This window comes from Microbacterium sp. zg.B48 (assembly GCF_024623505.1).
Taxonomy (GTDB): Bacteria; Actinomycetota; Actinomycetes; order Actinomycetales; family Microbacteriaceae; genus Microbacterium.
Window position 1 is genome coordinate 242,759 of sequence record NZ_JANJFE010000010.1, and the last position, 15,125, is coordinate 257,883.

Sequence of the window (15,125 nt, forward strand, 5' to 3'; positions counted from 1 at the left end):
GGCATTTACGCGCACCGTATCGGAGCGTATAACTGGGGGTCAATACCCGGAACGACGCAGGGGAGACCCCCTGACGGACGCAGATCAGCATGCCCGGAAATCTCGGCTGACCTGGGCGGGATCTCGAACAACGCTCGTGCCGCGATCCATCAGGACGATGAGGGTGGGGGAGGCCATGCGGCCCACCCGTCGGGGAGGTTCCGGAGGATGGGCTCAGCCGCTTTGACGCGCGCCGCAGGGATGTCTTGCGCGAGAGACCGGCCACCACGTCCACCCCCGTCGGGGTAGCTGAAGCTGTGCTCTACCCAAGGCCGGATGCCGTGGGTGATGCTCTCGCGATAGTGCCCGGTGACGACGGCGAGCACTTGTCGTTCGAGGTCGTCGGCTTCCCCTTCCCAGTTCGAGTCGCAGGCGTCGCAACCGCAGACCGGGTATTGGAAGTCGTTGAGCAGTCCGGCGTGCATGGAAATCCCCGGGTACGCGGTGAAGACCAATGTCAGGGACGCGGACGCCGGGTCCTTCGGTCGGATCCGCACGGCGCGCACCACGTCGTGATACGCGGGGCGAAGCAGATCCGCCGCCGTCTCCGCGCCGTCGTCGACCTCGACGTCGTAGGTATCACCGAGGTGCGCGATGAGGGCATCCGCGACGGCGTGGAGGGGCGCGAACCTCTCCGGGTGCGTCTCCACCGAGTAGGTGTCCTCCGGGGGCGAACCGGCCCACCGGTTCCCGTAGTCGATGACCTCACCGTCGGCGTCGCGGAACACCGGCGCGTCGATCGAGGGGCGCACGTAGGAACTCACCCCGTCATCCTGTCGTACCTCGGGGCACCGGGGTGCGGTCGGCGAGAGCCGTGACGCAACTCGTCCCGCCGAGTGCGACGGAACAGATCGGCGGATACGTCGAGCTGTCGTCGAGTCGGCCGACCGCTACTCCTCCAGAGCTGCGTCCAACAGCCGCACCGCTTTCGGCCCGACTCCGTGGAGTGTCGCGAGGTAGCCGATGCCGACCTTCTCTACGTCATCCAGATTCTCGACCCCGGCCTCGGCGAGCGCTCTCGCGGCTGGTGCGCCGATGTTCGGGAGAGGGCGTGGAGTGTCCATGTCTCGCAGACTACGCACTGAACCGCGTGCCTCAACACGTAGACCCGCGCCAGATCGGCGGCCAGGGGTCCACCGCGCGCCCTCCCCGAGGCTCATGCTCCGGACAGGTTGACTCGGTGCCCACCACATGGTCTGTGCTGGGCATTACCACGCACATCAGGAGGTCACAGTGATCGTTCGCACCATCGGGACAGTTCTCCTCGGCGCAGGGTTCGCGATGCTTGCCGCGGCCGCGCTGATTCACGACCCGACGGCCTTGGATGCCAACATCGGCGCGGGTGCGCTCACCCTGGCGGGGATGCCGATCGGCGCGCTCGGGCTGGCAATGACGATCACGGCCGCCGCGTACGGTGTGTGGCACCGACGTGACCGACCACGCACGGGAAGCGCGCCGTGACCCGCTGCCCGTGGGCAAATGAACGATGACGTATCCACAGACGCGCGCGGCGCCGCTTCGCCGACCGCGGAGAAGCGGTCGGTGAAGGCGAGGCGGTCGTCGGCGCAGAAGACACTCCAACTCGAGGACACGCCCATCACCGTGGCGGCGAACGCGTCGGCACGGGAGGCGGGGACGGCCTTGTCGCGGCACACCCCACCGGGCTCGACGAGGGATCCGATCAGAAGCCGCTCGGCGGCGTGGTCGGGCTGATGGTGGGGCATCCTCAATGTCGGAGGTACGTTCTAATCTGGTTGCATGTTCGAAGACCCGCTGGACACACAGGTGGGGCACCCCAGCCCGCTCGATGTCGTAGTCGATCTCGAGGCCACGATGGCGATGTGGGCGGCGGAGCGACTGGGGCAGATCGATCTGCTGCGGCGGGCGTATCTCGCGGATGCCGAAGCGGCCGGTCAGCGCTTCACCGACGTTGTGCTGCGCGGACTACGGCTCGAGCTGGCCTCGGCGAGTCGGATCACCGAGCACGCGGCGGGCAACCTGATCGCGCTCGCGGAGGCGATGGTGCATCGCTACCCGAAAGCCCTGCACGCCCTCGAACGCGCTCGTATCACTGAGCGGCACGCCGAGATCCTGGTGGGCGGTCTCGACGAACTGGACCCCCAGCTTCGCGCCGGAGTATTCGATCGTGCGCTGGCGTTTGCCGAACAGCAGCCTGTTGGCGAATTCCGCCGATCCCTGCGCAACCTGGTCGACTCCGCACGTGTCGTGACTCTCGCCGAGCGCCACGAAGCGGCGCTGTCCCAGCGGAGGGTCTATGTCGAGCCGGTCGAGGACGGCATGGCGTGGACGCATCTGCTCGGCCCTCAGGTCGAAGCTCACGCGGCGTACGGTCGCGCGACCGCGATCGCGAAGACGATCCTCGCCCAGGACGGCGAGACACGCACCCTCGATCAGATACGTGCAGACGTGATGGCAGACCTCCTGATCGAGGGCACCATGGCCGCGCATCCCAGCGAGGCGCGCGGCATCCGTGCCACCGTCGTCGTGACGGTACCTGCGCTCGCGCTGCTCGAGGATTCGGACGAGGCGGTCGTGGCCTCCGGTGCAGACCCGGCGACCGTCGAAGGCATCGGGCCCATCCCGATCGCGCGAGCTCGGGAGCTGTGCGGGGGAGATGCGACCTGGATGCGCGTGCTCACGCACCCCGAGACGGGCATGATCCTCTCGGTCGGTCGCACCCAGTATTCGCCGCCGGCAGCGCTGAAACGACTGGTGAAATGGCGGGCCGACCGGTGCATGGGTCCGGGATGCGGGATGCCGGCATCCCGGTGCGAGGTAGACCACACGATCGCGTGGGAGCACGGAGGCGCCACTTCGTTGGAGAACCTGGCCCCACTGTGCAAGGGCCATCACAAAGTGAAACACCACGGCGGCTGGCATCTCAGACAGCTGCCCGACAGCGGCGGTGCCGTCGAATGGATGTCACCTTCAGGTCGGAGATACGTCGTCGCACCGGAGCGTCGGGTGCCCGTGTTCACCGTTTCGGGTGGGAGCCCCCAGGTGCACGGCACCGATCGTCCGCCGTTCTAACGCGCGGTCCGGCGGCCACCGCAGCTCGCTGCCGCACCGGCACCGGCACCAGCACCGTGTCCTGAGCGTCCTCGCCGTTCGTTGCGCCGCCGTCACCACAGACGATCCTGCGCCATGTCCACGTGTCCCAAATGTGATCTAAATGTATTCAGGCAACCTGCGATTCCCGAGGTATTCAGTTAGCCTGTAACTATCCGGACCGACTCCCGTAGGCCGGTATGCACTATCTCGCAGAAGAGATCAAGAGGACACCAATGACGTTCCCACGCACACGCACACGCGTCGCAGCAGTCGCCGCGGCCATCACCGTGGTCGGCCTGCTGGCCGGCTGCTCCGGCTCCGCCGCGCCCGAGGCGGGCGACACCGAGCAGACCCTGGATCCGGCCAAGCCGGTCGCGATCACCGTGGGCACACTGCCCGCCGGTGACTACGCGCCGCTGTACATCGCCGACGCTGAGGGCTACTTCGAAGAAGAAGGCCTCGACGTCACCATCGAGATCATCGCCGGCGGTGCTGTCGGCGTCACCCAGCTCGTCTCCGGTGACCTGCAGTTCAGCTCCGCAACCTGGACCAACGTGCTCAGCGCCGTGTCGCAGGGCCTCGAGATCCAGGTCGTCCGTGAGGGCACAGACTCCGACAAAGAGGGCATCAACGGCCTGATCGCCGCTGACGGCTCGGGCATCGAGTCGGTCGAGGACCTGCGCGGCAAGACGCTTTCGGTGAACACGCTGGCTTCCGCGACCGAGACCCAGATCCGCGACTGCCTCGCCACAGCGGGGCTCGAGGAGGGCGACTACGAGCTCGTCGAGGTGCCGTTCCCCGAGGTCGGCGCGGCCGTCACACAGGGTCGCATCGCCGCCGGTTTCGTCCCGGAGCCGTTCATCACCATCGGCAAGTCGCAGGGACTCAGCTCGATCCTCGCGACGTCGGTGTGCAACCAGACGCAGCGCAACAGCACGATCGTGACCTGGAACACCTCGCGTGCCTACGCCGAGGAGAACCCCGCCGTGGTCGCCGCATTCGTGCGTGCGATGGACAAGGCCACCAAGCTGGCCATCGACGACCCTCAGGTGCTCATCGACATCCTGCCGACGTTCACGACGCTCACGCCGGAGCTGGCCGCGGCCATCACGTCGCCGAGCTTCGTCGAGGACGGCACGCCCAACACCGATGGAGCCGAGAGCGCGATGAAGCTGATGCTCAAGTACGGCCTGCTCGAGGAGCCGCTTGAGGACCTCTCGCAGTACGCCTGGCAAGGCAAGTGACGTACCCGGACGGAGGCCCGTACCCTCGGGCCTCCGTCCGGCCTCCTCCGGCCAGCCCGGATTCCACTCCCACGAACAATGGAGGCGGTGACCCTTGGCGGTCCTGACCCAGACACCGACCCCGGCACGTGCCCGGCGGCGTTCCACTCCCGGCGCCGGTTCGGCCAAACGCAAGTCGATCATCCGCGGCGCCATCGGGCTGGTCGTCCTGTTCGTCGTCGCCGAGCTCATTTCCCGCTCCGGCATCGTCGATTCGGCATTCCTGCCCCCGACCTCTCTCGTGCTGGTCCGCACCGCCGAGCTGCTCGTCGACCCGGGCTTCATCGGCGCCGTGCTCGCAACGCTTCAGGCGTGGGGGATCGGTTTGCTGATCTGCATCGTCGTGGCCGTCTCGATCGGGGTGGTTCTCGGATCTTCCCGCGGCGCGTACTCGGCGAGCAGGGCGGTCATCGAGTTCCTGCGCCCCATTCCGTCGGTCGCGCTCATTCCACTCGCCATCCTGGTGTTCGGAAACGACGCCGAGATGAAGATCGCGCTCATCGTCTTCTCGACCCTGTGGCCCGTCCTCTTCAACACGATCTACGGCATGCACGACGTGGACCCGATCGCCAAGCTGACGGCCCAGAGCTTCGGCCGTGGACGCGTCGCCACCCTGTTCTCGGTGTCGCTGCCCAGCGCCGCACCGTTCATCTTCACCGGCATCCGAATTGCGGCATCCGTGGCGCTGATCGTCGCGGTCAGCGCGGAACTGCTCGCCGGGGCATCCGACGGACTGGGGCGATGGATGCTGGATGCCGGCGCCACCGGCAACCGCCCAGACCTCGTGTACGCGGCGACGATCATCGCGGGACTGCTGGGACTGGCCATCAACGGAGTGCTCGTGCTCATCGAGCGCCGCTTCCTGTCGTGGCAGCCGGCCCTGCGTCAGACCGGAAAGGGTTCGGAATGACCGAGGCGACCACTAAGACCACCTGGATGGGTGTCGTCCGACGCCCTCGTCGGGACTTTCGCAAACTCCGGGAATTCGGCATCCGCTGGGGTGCCCTGCTGGCCCTCGGCCTGGTGTGGGAGCTCGCCGCCCGCATCGCCGAGTCCCCGTTCTTCCCGCCGGTCTCGGCGATCATCGAGCGGTTCGTGGCGATCTGGTTCTCCGGACCGCCGTCGTCGCTGTTCCTGACCGAACGTGTCGGAACCGACATCGTGCCCAGCCTTGTCCGGATGCTGGGCGGCTGGTCCATCGCGGTGGCCTTCGCCATCGTGCTGGGTGTCGCGATCGGCCGCAGCCGCGTGCTCGGCGACTATGTCGAGCCGATCATCCACTTCGTTCGCGCGATCCCGCCCCCGGCCCTCATCCCGATCTTCCTGATCCTGCTCGGATTCGGAAACGAGATGCGGGTGGCGCTGATCGCGTTCGCGGTGATCTGGCCGGTGCTGCTCAACACGATCGACGGTGTCCGGTCCGTCGAGACGCTGCACCTGGACACGGGGCGCGTGTTCGAGTTCGACCGCCGCAAGATCTTCTTCGGCGTCGTGCTGCCGAGCGCAGCTCCCAAGATCTTCGCGGGCCTGCGCGTGAGCCTGTCGGTCGCGCTGATCGTCATGGTCATCTCCGAGATGGTGGGCAAGCCGGACGGCATCGGCTTCGTCATCCTCGGCGCGCAACGCAATTTCCGAATGCTGGATATGTGGGCAGGAATCCTCCTGCTCGGCATCCTCGGCTACGTACTCAACGCGATCCTCGCCCTGGTGGAATCACGCGTGACCAGATGGCACCGGGGCGCACGAGAGGGACTGTCATGACGATCACCACCACTGCGACCGACCTGCTGACGATCGAGGGTCTGGGTCACGTTTACGAAGGCCGCCAGCGTCACGAGGCGATCGGCCGGCTCGACTTCACCGTCCCCGAGGGGTCGTTCATCTCCATCGTCGGGCCCTCCGGCTGCGGCAAGACCACGATGCTGCGCTGCCTTTCGGGGCTGATGAAGCCCACGCGCGGCACCGTACTCCTGCAGGGCGAGCCCGTGCTCGGCGTTCCGCGCGACCTGGCCCTGGTCTTCCAGGACTACAGCCGGTCGCTGTTCCCGTGGCGCACGGTCGCGGGCAACATCGCGTTCGTCCTGCCCCGACGCGGCCTGACCGCCGCGGAGCGCAAGGCACGGGTCGACGAAAGCCTGGACGCGGTGGGGCTGACCGGCTCGGCCGACAAGTACCCGTGGCAGCTTTCCGGGGGAATGCAGCAGCGGGTCGCGATCGCTCGTGCGCTGGCCTACCGGCCCAAGATCCTGCTCATGGACGAGCCGTTCGCGTCCGTGGACGCACAGACGCGGGCCGAGCTCGAGGACCTCATGCTGGCGGTGCGCGAACGCTTCGACATGACGATCCTGTTCGTCACGCACGACATCGACGAGAGCGTCTATCTGGCCGATCGCGTGCTGGTGCTCTCGAAGTCGCCCTCGACGATCGTGGCGACCATCGACGTCGACCTGCCGCGCCCGCGCGACCAGGTCTCGACCCGCGAGCTGGACCAGTTCGTGCAGCTGCGCTCAGGGATCGCCCGCATGATCCGCGACCAGTCGACGCGGCGCCCGACGGCGGGAGCGATCGCGACCGACGGGGCAGCCTCCTAGAGTCGGCGCCGGTCGGTCACGGGCCGGCGGTGGTCGTCCCGACTACGGCCCCGCCGTCCCGAACCATCGGCGCAGAGCGACGAGCAGCCCGCGCTGCTCATCTCCCATCCACGCCACATGACCGTCCGGTCGCAGCAGCACGGCCGGTGCGGACAACTCGTCGGTGGTGTCGACGACCGCATCGACCCGATCACGCCATCCCTCCACGGAGAGCGCACCGGTCTGATCCAGAAGCAGCCCGCGCCCGCGGTGCATGAGTTCGTACAGTCGACCATGTGAGAGACGGATGTCTCGCAGCCGTTTGCCGACGGGCTCTTCCGCTGGGCCGAAGTCGTAGCGGATCCCGATTCCGGTGACCTTCTCGATCAGAAACCGGTTCACCTGGTCGAAGTCCATCAGGTCGGTCAGCAGAGCCCGCACCGCCTGCGGACCGGGCTCTGCAGAGATGAGCTCGGACTGCGCTCGAGTCGTGGTCAACACGTCCGCCGCGACCGGGCGCCGCTCCACGTCGTAAGTGTCCAGCAGGTCAGCGGGCGCCCAGCCGCTCACCTGAGCCGCGAGCTTCCAGCCGAGGTTGAACGCATCCTGGATCCCCAGGTTCAGCCCTTGGCCGCCCAACGGGGGATGCACGTGTGCGGCATCGCCGGCCAGGAACACCCGGGCGGACCGGTACTGCTCGGCCAGCCGGGTCGCATCGGTGAACCGGGACATCCAGCGCGGAGAGTGCACCCCGAAGTCCGTGCCCGCGTACGCGCGCAGCTGGGTCCGGAACTCCTCCAGAGTCGGCGGCGTCGTGCGGTCCTCGGACACGCTGGCGGCGGGGACCACCGCTCGGTGCAGTCCGTAGCCGGCGGGGCCGATGCCGAACCCGCGGTGAGTCTGCCGCACCTCGGTCATCACCGCGGCCACCTCGTCGGCCGGCATCGCGACCTCCAACTCCGCGAGCAGCCATTCCGTCTGAGCCGGCTCCCCGGGAAACTCCACTCCCAGTCGCCGCCGCACGACGCTGCGGCCGCCGTCGCAGCCGACCAGCCAGCGGCCGCGCAATCGCGTTCCGTCGGCGATGCCGACCGTGATTCCGTCGGCATCCTGCTCGATCTCGGTGACCTGGACGCCCCGGCGGATCTGGGCACCGAGTTCGGCGGCACGTTCGGTCAGCAGACGGTCGGTGACCGGCTGGGGGATGCCGAGGACGTAGCCGTGCGCCGTGTCCAGGTCTGGCGGCCACGGCTTGTCGATGCCCGCAAACCGGGCGCTCGCGGGATACTCCCGGCCCTGCGCGACGAACCGGTCCAGCAGCCCGCGCTGATCCAGGATCTCGATGCTGCGCGGGTGCAGGCCGAGGGACCGGACGAGGCGGCTCGGCTCGGTGTCCCTCTCCAGGACCAGCACCTGCACGTCGTGCAGCCGCAGCTCGCCGGCGAGCATCATGCCCGTCGGACCGCCGCCGACGATGATCACGTCCGTCATGGGAACCTCCCGGTCGTGGCAGCGGTCCACGCGTCGGCGATCGGGATCTCGCGGTGGAGGATGCGCGATGCCGCGCGGTGGCCGGAGTGCAGTGCCGCGGATACGGTCGCCGGATCCTCGGTCCAGGTCGCCTCCCCGGCGATATGGAGCACGCCGCCGACCGGGCGGGCGAGGTCGTCGTGGTCGGCGGTCGTGGAACCCACGGTCATGTAGGCATAGGACCCGCCGGCGAAGGGGTCGTCCTGCCAGTGCGTGATGTGCACGGAGGTGGGGTTCTGGACCCGAGCGCCGTAGAGACGACGCAGCTGCCCGAGCACCGACCGGGCCACCTCGTCGTCGTCCCAGCCGCGGGTCTGAATGGCGGCGGGTCCGGCGGCGAAGGTCAGCAGCGTGGGCGTACCGTGCACAGCGGTGAGGTCGTACCAGGAATGCCACCAGCGGCCCTGCGGTCCCTGCTGGCGCACGACGTAGACATCGTCGTCCCAGAACTTGGTCGGGAAGCGCAGGAACACCTTCTCGAAGGCGTTCATCCTGAGCCGGCCCAGCGCATCGGCGACAGGGGAAGGGAGGCGTGGCTCGATGCGGAAGGCATCGGACTGAAGGACGCCGACCGGCACGGTCACCACTGCCGTGTCCGCGGCGAAGCTGCCGCGGTCGGTGGTGACGACGACGCCCTCCGATGACCACTGCACGCGCGAGACGACGTGCGCGAAACGGATGTCGAGGCCCTCTGCGAGCCGCAGGGGAAGGCGGTCGTACCCGTCCGGGAACACGACCTCATTCCCGTCGATGGCGTCGTCGTCGAGGCCGTGCGCGGCGAGGTCCTCGATCCACGCCCCGTACTGCTCCTCGGCGCGGTGCTCGAGGAACTCGCGCACCCGTTGGAGGCGTTCCTCGTCCCAGCCCTGGAAGTCCAGCGCCGCGTCGGTGACGTCGCGGTAGGAGGCATCGGGGGAGGACGCCGCGACCACATCGAGGAGCGTCGAGTCGACGGCGTGGATGTCCTGCGTGAAGCTCCGCGCCGCGGCATCCGAGAGTCTGCAGCAGTCGGGGCCGTAATAGGCGATCGGGCGGCTGTCCGGCTGGTAGCCGCCCACCGTGAACTCCATCGTCTGCATGCCGAAGGCCTCGGCCGCCGCTGCGACGGGGCTGTCGTTGATGCCGTGGATCCACGACGCGCCCAAGTCGGTGACCAGGCCGTCGCGCCGGTCGGTCCACACCCGCCCGCCCACGCGGTCGCGGGCCTCGAGCACCACCACGGTCCGCCCTGCCCTGGCGAGCAGTCGTGCGGCGGTGAGTCCGGCGACGCCTGCCCCGATCACGATCGTGTCGAACACCCTGGTGCTTCTCCCTCACGGCCCGGCAGCTCCATGCGTCACCCTACCGAGGGCAGCGGACCGGGGACACCGTCCGGAACGCAGCAGCGATCACCGACTGAGCGACGCTTCCTCATCCAGTCGTCCGAGCTTGTCCGGGTTCGCGATCGTGTACATCCGCGTGATCAGTCCGTGCTCGACGGTGAAGGTCACGACCGCCATGAGCTGGCCATCCAGCTCGACCCGGAGAGCGGCCTGTCCGTTGACGCGCGCGGTGCTGGCCGTGAGCGTCCCCTCGACCTTCGCGAGGTTGCCAGTGAGGTAGCGCGCGAGCCGCTGCGCGCCGACGATCGGTCCCCGCGCCGCTCCGCGCACCTTGCCGCCACTGTCTGCCACCGAGGCCACGTCGGGCGCGAGCACGTCCATGAGCGCCTGCAGATCGCCCGTGTTCAGCGCTCTCACGAACCGCTCGACGACCTCCTCGTGCTCCGCCGCGACCACGCGCATCCGCGGCTGCCGCGCCGACACGTGCGCCTTCGCCCGGTGCGCGATCTGCCGCACTGCCGCGGGGCTCTTGCCGACGGCATCCGCGATCTCGTCGTACGGGACGTCGAACACCTCCCGCAGGACGAATACTGCCCGTTCGGCCGGGCCGAGAGTCTCCAGCACGGTGAGCATCGCGATGGACAGACTCTCTGCCAGCTCGATGTCGGCGGCGACGTCGGGACCGGTCAGCAGCGGCTCCGGAAGCCACGGCCCGACGTACTCCTCGCGCCGGCGCGCCACCGTGCGCAGCTGATTGAGCGCCTGTCGCGTGACGATGCGCACGAGGTATGCACGTGGCTCGCGGACCTCGGCCTGATCCACGGCTGCCCAGCGCAGCCAGGACTCCTGGAGCACGTCCTCGGCGTCGGCGGCGGATCCGAGAAGCTCGTAGGCCACAGTGAACAGCAGCCCGCGATGGACGAGGAACGGATCGTCCTCATGCCGGCTCGGGTGGCTCATGCCGGCGATCCTACGCAGCGTCGGCGACGGCCGGCGGTGCTGCCAGCGGAGCCAACCCACACGCGTCTGCGAAGTGCTCCGAGCGGATGCCGAGGGCAAGGTTCATGCGCGCGCTCATGTTCATGAAACCCACGCGAGCGGCTAGTTCCACCAGCGCGGCGGGTCCGAGCTCGGCGAGCAGAGCGTCGGAGAGTTCGTCGGTGACTGCGGGAGGTGTCTGGCTCGCCGCTTCGGCGTATTCCATCACCTTCCGCTCCAGGGGACTGAAGAGCGCGGATTCCCGCCAGCGGGGGACCTCACGCACCTTCGCCTCGTCCAGCCCGTGATTGTGCGCCATGAAGTAGTTCAGATCCAGGCAGAAGCTGCAGCCGATCGTGGCGGCAGAAGCCATGGCGGCATAGGAGGAGAGCTCGGGCGTCAGCGCGTGCCACCCCTCGACCTTGCGGCCGGCGCCCATCGCGGTCTTCATGACGGCCTTGTTGTGCCACAGCACGCCGACCGAGTCCGGAACTCGTCCGGTCATCCGGCGAGCGGCGAATGTGACGAGGGCGCCGAATGCTCCGGTGATCGGTGCGGCGGGGATGCGGGTGTGGTCGGTCATCTCGTGCTCCCGGGGTCGTGGGCGGTCTTTGACATGAGACACCGGCCGGACAACGGGTGTGACATCTTCGTCGCGTGAGAGCATGTGCGTGCCACCAGCAGAAAGGCCGAGACCATGCCGGATCCACGCCGCACCACGATCGCCGTCGGGAAGCTTTCGATCCGGCCCGCGGATGCGGTGGACCGCTGGGAGGTGCGCGGCACTGCTCACGACTCCGTGGCGGTCGAGGGGTCGTGGGGGGAGTGGGTCCGCCTGGCGAGGCGCATCCTCGACACGGACGCGCTGTCGCGGGACCTCGAAGCGCGAGGCGACGCGTGGGATCGCGGCCATGCTGCGGGCATTTCGGATGCCGGCGACGGGGAATCCGCGAACCCCTACCGCTGACCCACGGGCGTGCGTGCGTCCTCACCCGGATTCACCGATTCGGGACTCTGCGGGAACCGGAACGCGCTGTCGCGCGGGCGCAGGGACCCTCCGCGCTGGATGTGTCGCAGAAAGCCGACCAGCGCACCGGCGGATTGGGAGGTGAGACCGGCCTCGTAGCACTTGATCTGAAACGCACGTGGGTCCACCGGCATCCAGCGTTCACGGACGTTCATCATGTCGGCTTTGACCTGGTCCTCCTCGCGGCGGGGGACGTGCCCACTGGGCGCTGCGGCGGCGCCCACGCATTCCAGGATGTCGTTGACGCTCGGCGGCAGGGGGTCTGTCTCCATAGCCGCACGATAGACGGTCCGTGTGCCGCCCGCACCGGGAGAAACCCCCGTTCCTTTTGCAGAGCATGCGGGGAATGGCATTTTCGAGGCAATGAAGGTAGCCGATGGGGGGTGTAGCCACCCACCAAACCGGGGCTATGAACCGATTACGCAGGCGTATTCCCAGCCTCGCATGAACAGTACCGGCCATCTTCGGGTTTTCTTAGGGAAAAGTAGTCTATGGATCTACTGTGAAAAGTGGCTCACTTCGGGCCGTGCCCCCGGCATCTCTGGGGTGAGAAGGCGGTTCCCATGGGAGCCCATACGTCCAAACCCGCCCGGCTGACGCACGCCCGGCGACCATATCGCACCGCCGCTGCTGCGGCCGTCGCGCTCGGCATGACTCTGGCCGGCTTGACCGCCGTGATCCCGAGCGCTTACGCCGCGGCAACTCCGATCGACCTCGGGACCGCAGATTCGTACGTCGTCCTCGGTGGAGCCTCCGTGACGAATACCGGTCCCAGCACCCTGGATGGGGATCTCGGAGTGCACCCCGGAACCGCGATCAGCGGATTCCCGCCGGGCTTGGTCACGGGCGGCACCACCCACTCCGCTGACGCCCACGCCGCGCAGGCCAAGGTGGACCTGGTCACGGCATACAACAGTGCCGTAGCGCAACCGTTGGGCGAGACGATCAGCGCGGACCTCGGTGGACGCACGCTGCTCGAAGGCGTGTACACCTCGGGCTCTTCGATGGCGCTCACCGGAGAAGTGACCCTCAACGGGGACGCGGATGCGGTCTGGGTATTCCAAATGGGTTCCACGCTGACCACCGCCTCGGCCAGCATGGTGACCCTGACGGGCGGAGCGCAGGCCTGCAACGTGTTCTGGCAGGTCGGCAGCTCGGCGACGCTCGGCACCAACTCCGACTTCGTCGGCACCATCATGGCTCTCACGTCCATTACGGTGACGACCGGCACAGAAGTTACGGGCCGCGCCCTTGCCCGCAACGGCGAGGTGACGCTGGACAACAACGTCTTCGTTGATCCCGGGTGCGCCGATTCGGGTGAAGAACCTGGTGATGGCGAGAACCCCGGTGGTGAGAACCCGGGTGGTGAGAATCCCGGTGGTGAGAATCCCGGTGGTGAGAATCCCGGTGGTGAGAATCCCGGTGGTGAGAATCCCGGTGGTGAGAATCCCGGTGGTGAGAATCCCGGTGGTGAGAATCCCGGTGGTGAGAATCCCGGTGGTGAGAATCCCGGTGGTGAGAATCCCGGTGGTGAGAATCCCGGTGGTGAGAATCCCGGTGGTGAGAACCCCGGTGGTGAGAACCCCGGTGGTGAGAACCCCGGTGGTGGCGTCGGCGGTGAGAACCCCGGTGGTGGCATCGGTGGTGGCGGTGGCACTGGTGGCGGTGGCACAGGTGGTGGCGGCGCCGATGATGGTGGCGCTGGTGGCGGCACCGGTGGCGTCGGTGGCGGTGGCGGCACGGGTGGCAATGGCGGCAACGGTGGCGGCACCGACGGCACAGGTGGCGGCGGCACTGGTGACGGTGGCTCAGCCGGTGGCAACGGTGGCATCGGCGGCAACGGTGGCAACGGTGGCGGCTTCGGCAGTGGTGCCCCCGGCACCCCGCAGGCCGGAACGCCTTCCGCAGTCACTCCCGCCGTCGACAGCGCGCGAGCTGGCGACAGCAAGACGCTGGCCAAGACCGGCAACGACGGATCCAGTCTCTGGATCCTGCTGTCAGCGGCGTTCTGCGCCATCGGAGGTGGCTTCCTGATCACTCAGGCCCGCCGACGAAGCGCCCAGCGAAGCTAGCTTCTCCATACCAGAACGCGTCGTACGGGACCGAACCCGCACGGCGCGTTCTGGCGTCCCCGGTCCCGTCCGGGTCGCGGTGTTACGCCCCGGGTCGCACGATTTCGGCGGATGCCGCGGTGCACTCAGGCTGGAAATCAGATGATCTGCGCGCCCCGCCGGACACCGCCCCCGACTTTCGGAGAAGAAGCTCTTGAGTAACGACAACTCGACCCACGCCGAGATCGACGCGCATCTGGCGAAGAAGAAGTCCCGTCGCCGGATCGGCATCATCGTCGGTGTCGTCGCCGTCATCGCCATCGTCGCTGCGATCACGATCCCGATCGTCGTGCAGAACTCCTCAGCCACCGCGGGCGGTGACGAAGAGCTCATCCCGCTCACGATCGCCGACACCGCGCAGAGCGACTTCCAGGATGCGATCGTGAAGGTCGGACGTGAGAACGGCCTGGACATCGAGTTCATCAACTTCGATGACCCGTACCTGCCCAACACCGCCCTGGTCGAAGGTGAGGTCGACGCGAACTCCTTCCAGCACGTGGCCTGGTTGAGCCAGTTCAACAAGGAGAACGACGCCGACATCACCCCCGTCTTCTCCACCGTCATCTCCGCCTGGGGTCTCTTCTCCGACTCGGGCGACTCGGTCGAGGACATTCCGGCCGGCGCCCGCATCGCGGTCCCCGACGACCCGGCGAACTTCTCTCGCTCGCTGTTCATCCTGCAGACCGCCGGCCTGCTCGAGGTCGACCCGGATGCGGGTGTCTTCCCGACGGAGGAGGACATCACCGCCAACCCGGACAACATCGAGCTGGTGCGCATCGCACACGAGTCCGTGCAGACCGCGTATTCCGATCCGACCATCGACGCGGTCGTCGTGGCCACCGACGACTTCGACCCGGCGCTGAAGATCACCAGCAAGGACGCGCTCGTGCTCGAGGATTCTTCAGCCGCGACATCCAGCCCGTACGTCATCGTCGTCGCGACCACCGCGGACAACGCCGACAACCCCGCGTGGGCGCTGCTGGAGAAGACCTACCGGGACGACCGGGTCGTCTCGGCGCTCGAGAAGGAGAAGCGCGGCGAGGCCACAATCGTCCAGCTGCCGGTCGCCGACCTGCGCGCCGCGCTGGCCGAGCTGACCGCGCAGTAGTCGTCTCCGGCGGGGGGGGGGGGGGGGGGGGGGGCCCCCGCGGGGGGGCCGGGGAGCACCGCGGGCGGGTGAACAGAGGCCAGTC

At 68.0% G+C, this 15,125-nt stretch carries 16 protein-coding genes; 9 read left to right on the forward strand and 7 right to left on the reverse strand.

The features are described 5' to 3' along the window. Positions 1-149: 149 nt before the first annotated feature. Positions 150-803, reverse strand: coding sequence for a DUF6226 family protein (locus NQ152_RS08480; RefSeq protein ID WP_257523659.1), 654 nt, complete (start codon positions 801-803; stop codon positions 150-152). Positions 804-929: 126 nt separating this feature from the next. Next, the gene (locus NQ152_RS08485) at positions 930-1,103 is read right to left on the reverse strand and encodes a DNA-binding protein (protein ID WP_257501909.1); all 174 of its coding nucleotides are present in this window, start codon (positions 1,101-1,103) and stop codon (positions 930-932) included. Between the two features lie 169 nt (positions 1,104-1,272). On the opposite strand from NQ152_RS08485, the gene NQ152_RS08490 reads away from it, so the two are divergent. From NQ152_RS08490 to NQ152_RS08515, 6 genes are all read left to right on the forward strand, one after another. After that, positions 1,273-1,500, forward strand: a complete 228-nt coding sequence (locus NQ152_RS08490) for a hypothetical protein (protein ID WP_257523660.1) — start codon at positions 1,273-1,275, stop codon at positions 1,498-1,500. 297 nt (positions 1,501-1,797) lie between these two features. Next, positions 1,798-3,090 (forward strand): HNH endonuclease signature motif containing protein, encoded by a 1,293-nt coding sequence (locus NQ152_RS08495; protein ID WP_257523661.1) that lies wholly within the window; start codon positions 1,798-1,800, stop codon positions 3,088-3,090. A 254-nt stretch (positions 3,091-3,344) separates the two neighbouring features. Beyond that, a complete protein-coding gene (locus NQ152_RS08500) occupies positions 3,345-4,355 on the forward strand; it encodes an ABC transporter substrate-binding protein (RefSeq protein WP_257523662.1) in 1,011 nt (336 codons plus the stop codon). A gap of 94 nt (positions 4,356-4,449) precedes the next feature. Further along, positions 4,450-5,304 (forward strand): ABC transporter permease, encoded by an 855-nt coding sequence (locus NQ152_RS08505; RefSeq protein WP_257501914.1) that lies wholly within the window; start codon positions 4,450-4,452, stop codon positions 5,302-5,304. Then, positions 5,301-6,155: an ABC transporter permease gene (locus NQ152_RS08510; protein ID WP_257501915.1), complete on the forward strand. Its 855-nt coding sequence runs from the start codon at positions 5,301-5,303 to the stop codon at positions 6,153-6,155. The genes NQ152_RS08505 and NQ152_RS08510 overlap by 4 nt, the downstream gene beginning before the upstream one ends. Next, on the forward strand, positions 6,152-6,985 hold the full coding sequence (locus NQ152_RS08515) for an ABC transporter ATP-binding protein (protein WP_257501916.1): 834 nt from the start codon (positions 6,152-6,154) through the stop codon (positions 6,983-6,985). Before NQ152_RS08510 ends, NQ152_RS08515 begins: the two co-directional genes overlap by 4 nt. A gap of 42 nt (positions 6,986-7,027) precedes the next feature. On the opposite strand, the gene rox is transcribed toward NQ152_RS08515, so the two are convergent. From rox to NQ152_RS08535, 4 genes are all read right to left on the reverse strand, one after another. Beyond that, positions 7,028-8,455 carry a rifampin monooxygenase gene (gene rox, locus NQ152_RS08520; RefSeq protein WP_257501917.1) on the reverse strand — a complete coding sequence of 476 codons (1,428 nt, stop codon included), beginning with the start codon at positions 8,453-8,455 and terminating at the stop codon, positions 7,028-7,030. Further along, positions 8,452-9,792, reverse strand: a complete 1,341-nt coding sequence (locus NQ152_RS08525; protein WP_257501918.1) for an NAD(P)/FAD-dependent oxidoreductase — start codon at positions 9,790-9,792, stop codon at positions 8,452-8,454. The genes rox and NQ152_RS08525 overlap by 4 nt, the downstream gene beginning before the upstream one ends. Positions 9,793-9,882: 90 nt before the next feature. Further along, the gene (locus NQ152_RS08530) at positions 9,883-10,776 is read right to left on the reverse strand and encodes an RNA polymerase sigma-70 factor (RefSeq protein ID WP_257501919.1); all 894 of its coding nucleotides are present in this window, start codon (positions 10,774-10,776) and stop codon (positions 9,883-9,885) included. 10 nt (positions 10,777-10,786) lie between these two features. Beyond that, complete coding sequence (locus NQ152_RS08535; protein ID WP_257501920.1) at positions 10,787-11,377, reverse strand: carboxymuconolactone decarboxylase family protein; 591 nt, start codon at positions 11,375-11,377, stop codon at positions 10,787-10,789. 114 nt (positions 11,378-11,491) lie between these two features. Here NQ152_RS08535 and NQ152_RS08540 point away from each other — a divergent pair, with 114 nt between their 5' ends. Continuing rightward, positions 11,492-11,761 carry a hypothetical protein gene (locus NQ152_RS08540; protein ID WP_257501921.1) on the forward strand — a complete coding sequence of 90 codons (270 nt, stop codon included), beginning with the start codon at positions 11,492-11,494 and terminating at the stop codon, positions 11,759-11,761. On the opposite strand, the gene NQ152_RS08545 is transcribed toward NQ152_RS08540, so the two are convergent. Continuing rightward, positions 11,752-12,093, reverse strand: coding sequence for a hypothetical protein (locus tag NQ152_RS08545; protein ID WP_257501922.1), 342 nt, complete (start codon positions 12,091-12,093; stop codon positions 11,752-11,754). The two genes, NQ152_RS08540 and NQ152_RS08545, sit on opposite strands and share 10 nt — an antisense overlap. Before the next feature lie 291 nt (positions 12,094-12,384). Between NQ152_RS08545 and NQ152_RS08550 the strand changes: the two genes are divergently transcribed. Both NQ152_RS08550 and NQ152_RS08555 read left to right on the forward strand, forming a co-directional pair. Then, positions 12,385-13,893: an ice-binding family protein gene (locus tag NQ152_RS08550; protein WP_257523663.1), complete on the forward strand. Its 1,509-nt coding sequence runs from the start codon at positions 12,385-12,387 to the stop codon at positions 13,891-13,893. 193 nt (positions 13,894-14,086) lie between these two features. Continuing rightward, positions 14,087-15,040, forward strand: a complete 954-nt coding sequence (locus NQ152_RS08555; protein WP_257501924.1) for a MetQ/NlpA family ABC transporter substrate-binding protein — start codon at positions 14,087-14,089, stop codon at positions 15,038-15,040. The last annotated feature ends 85 nt before the right edge of the window (positions 15,041-15,125 follow it).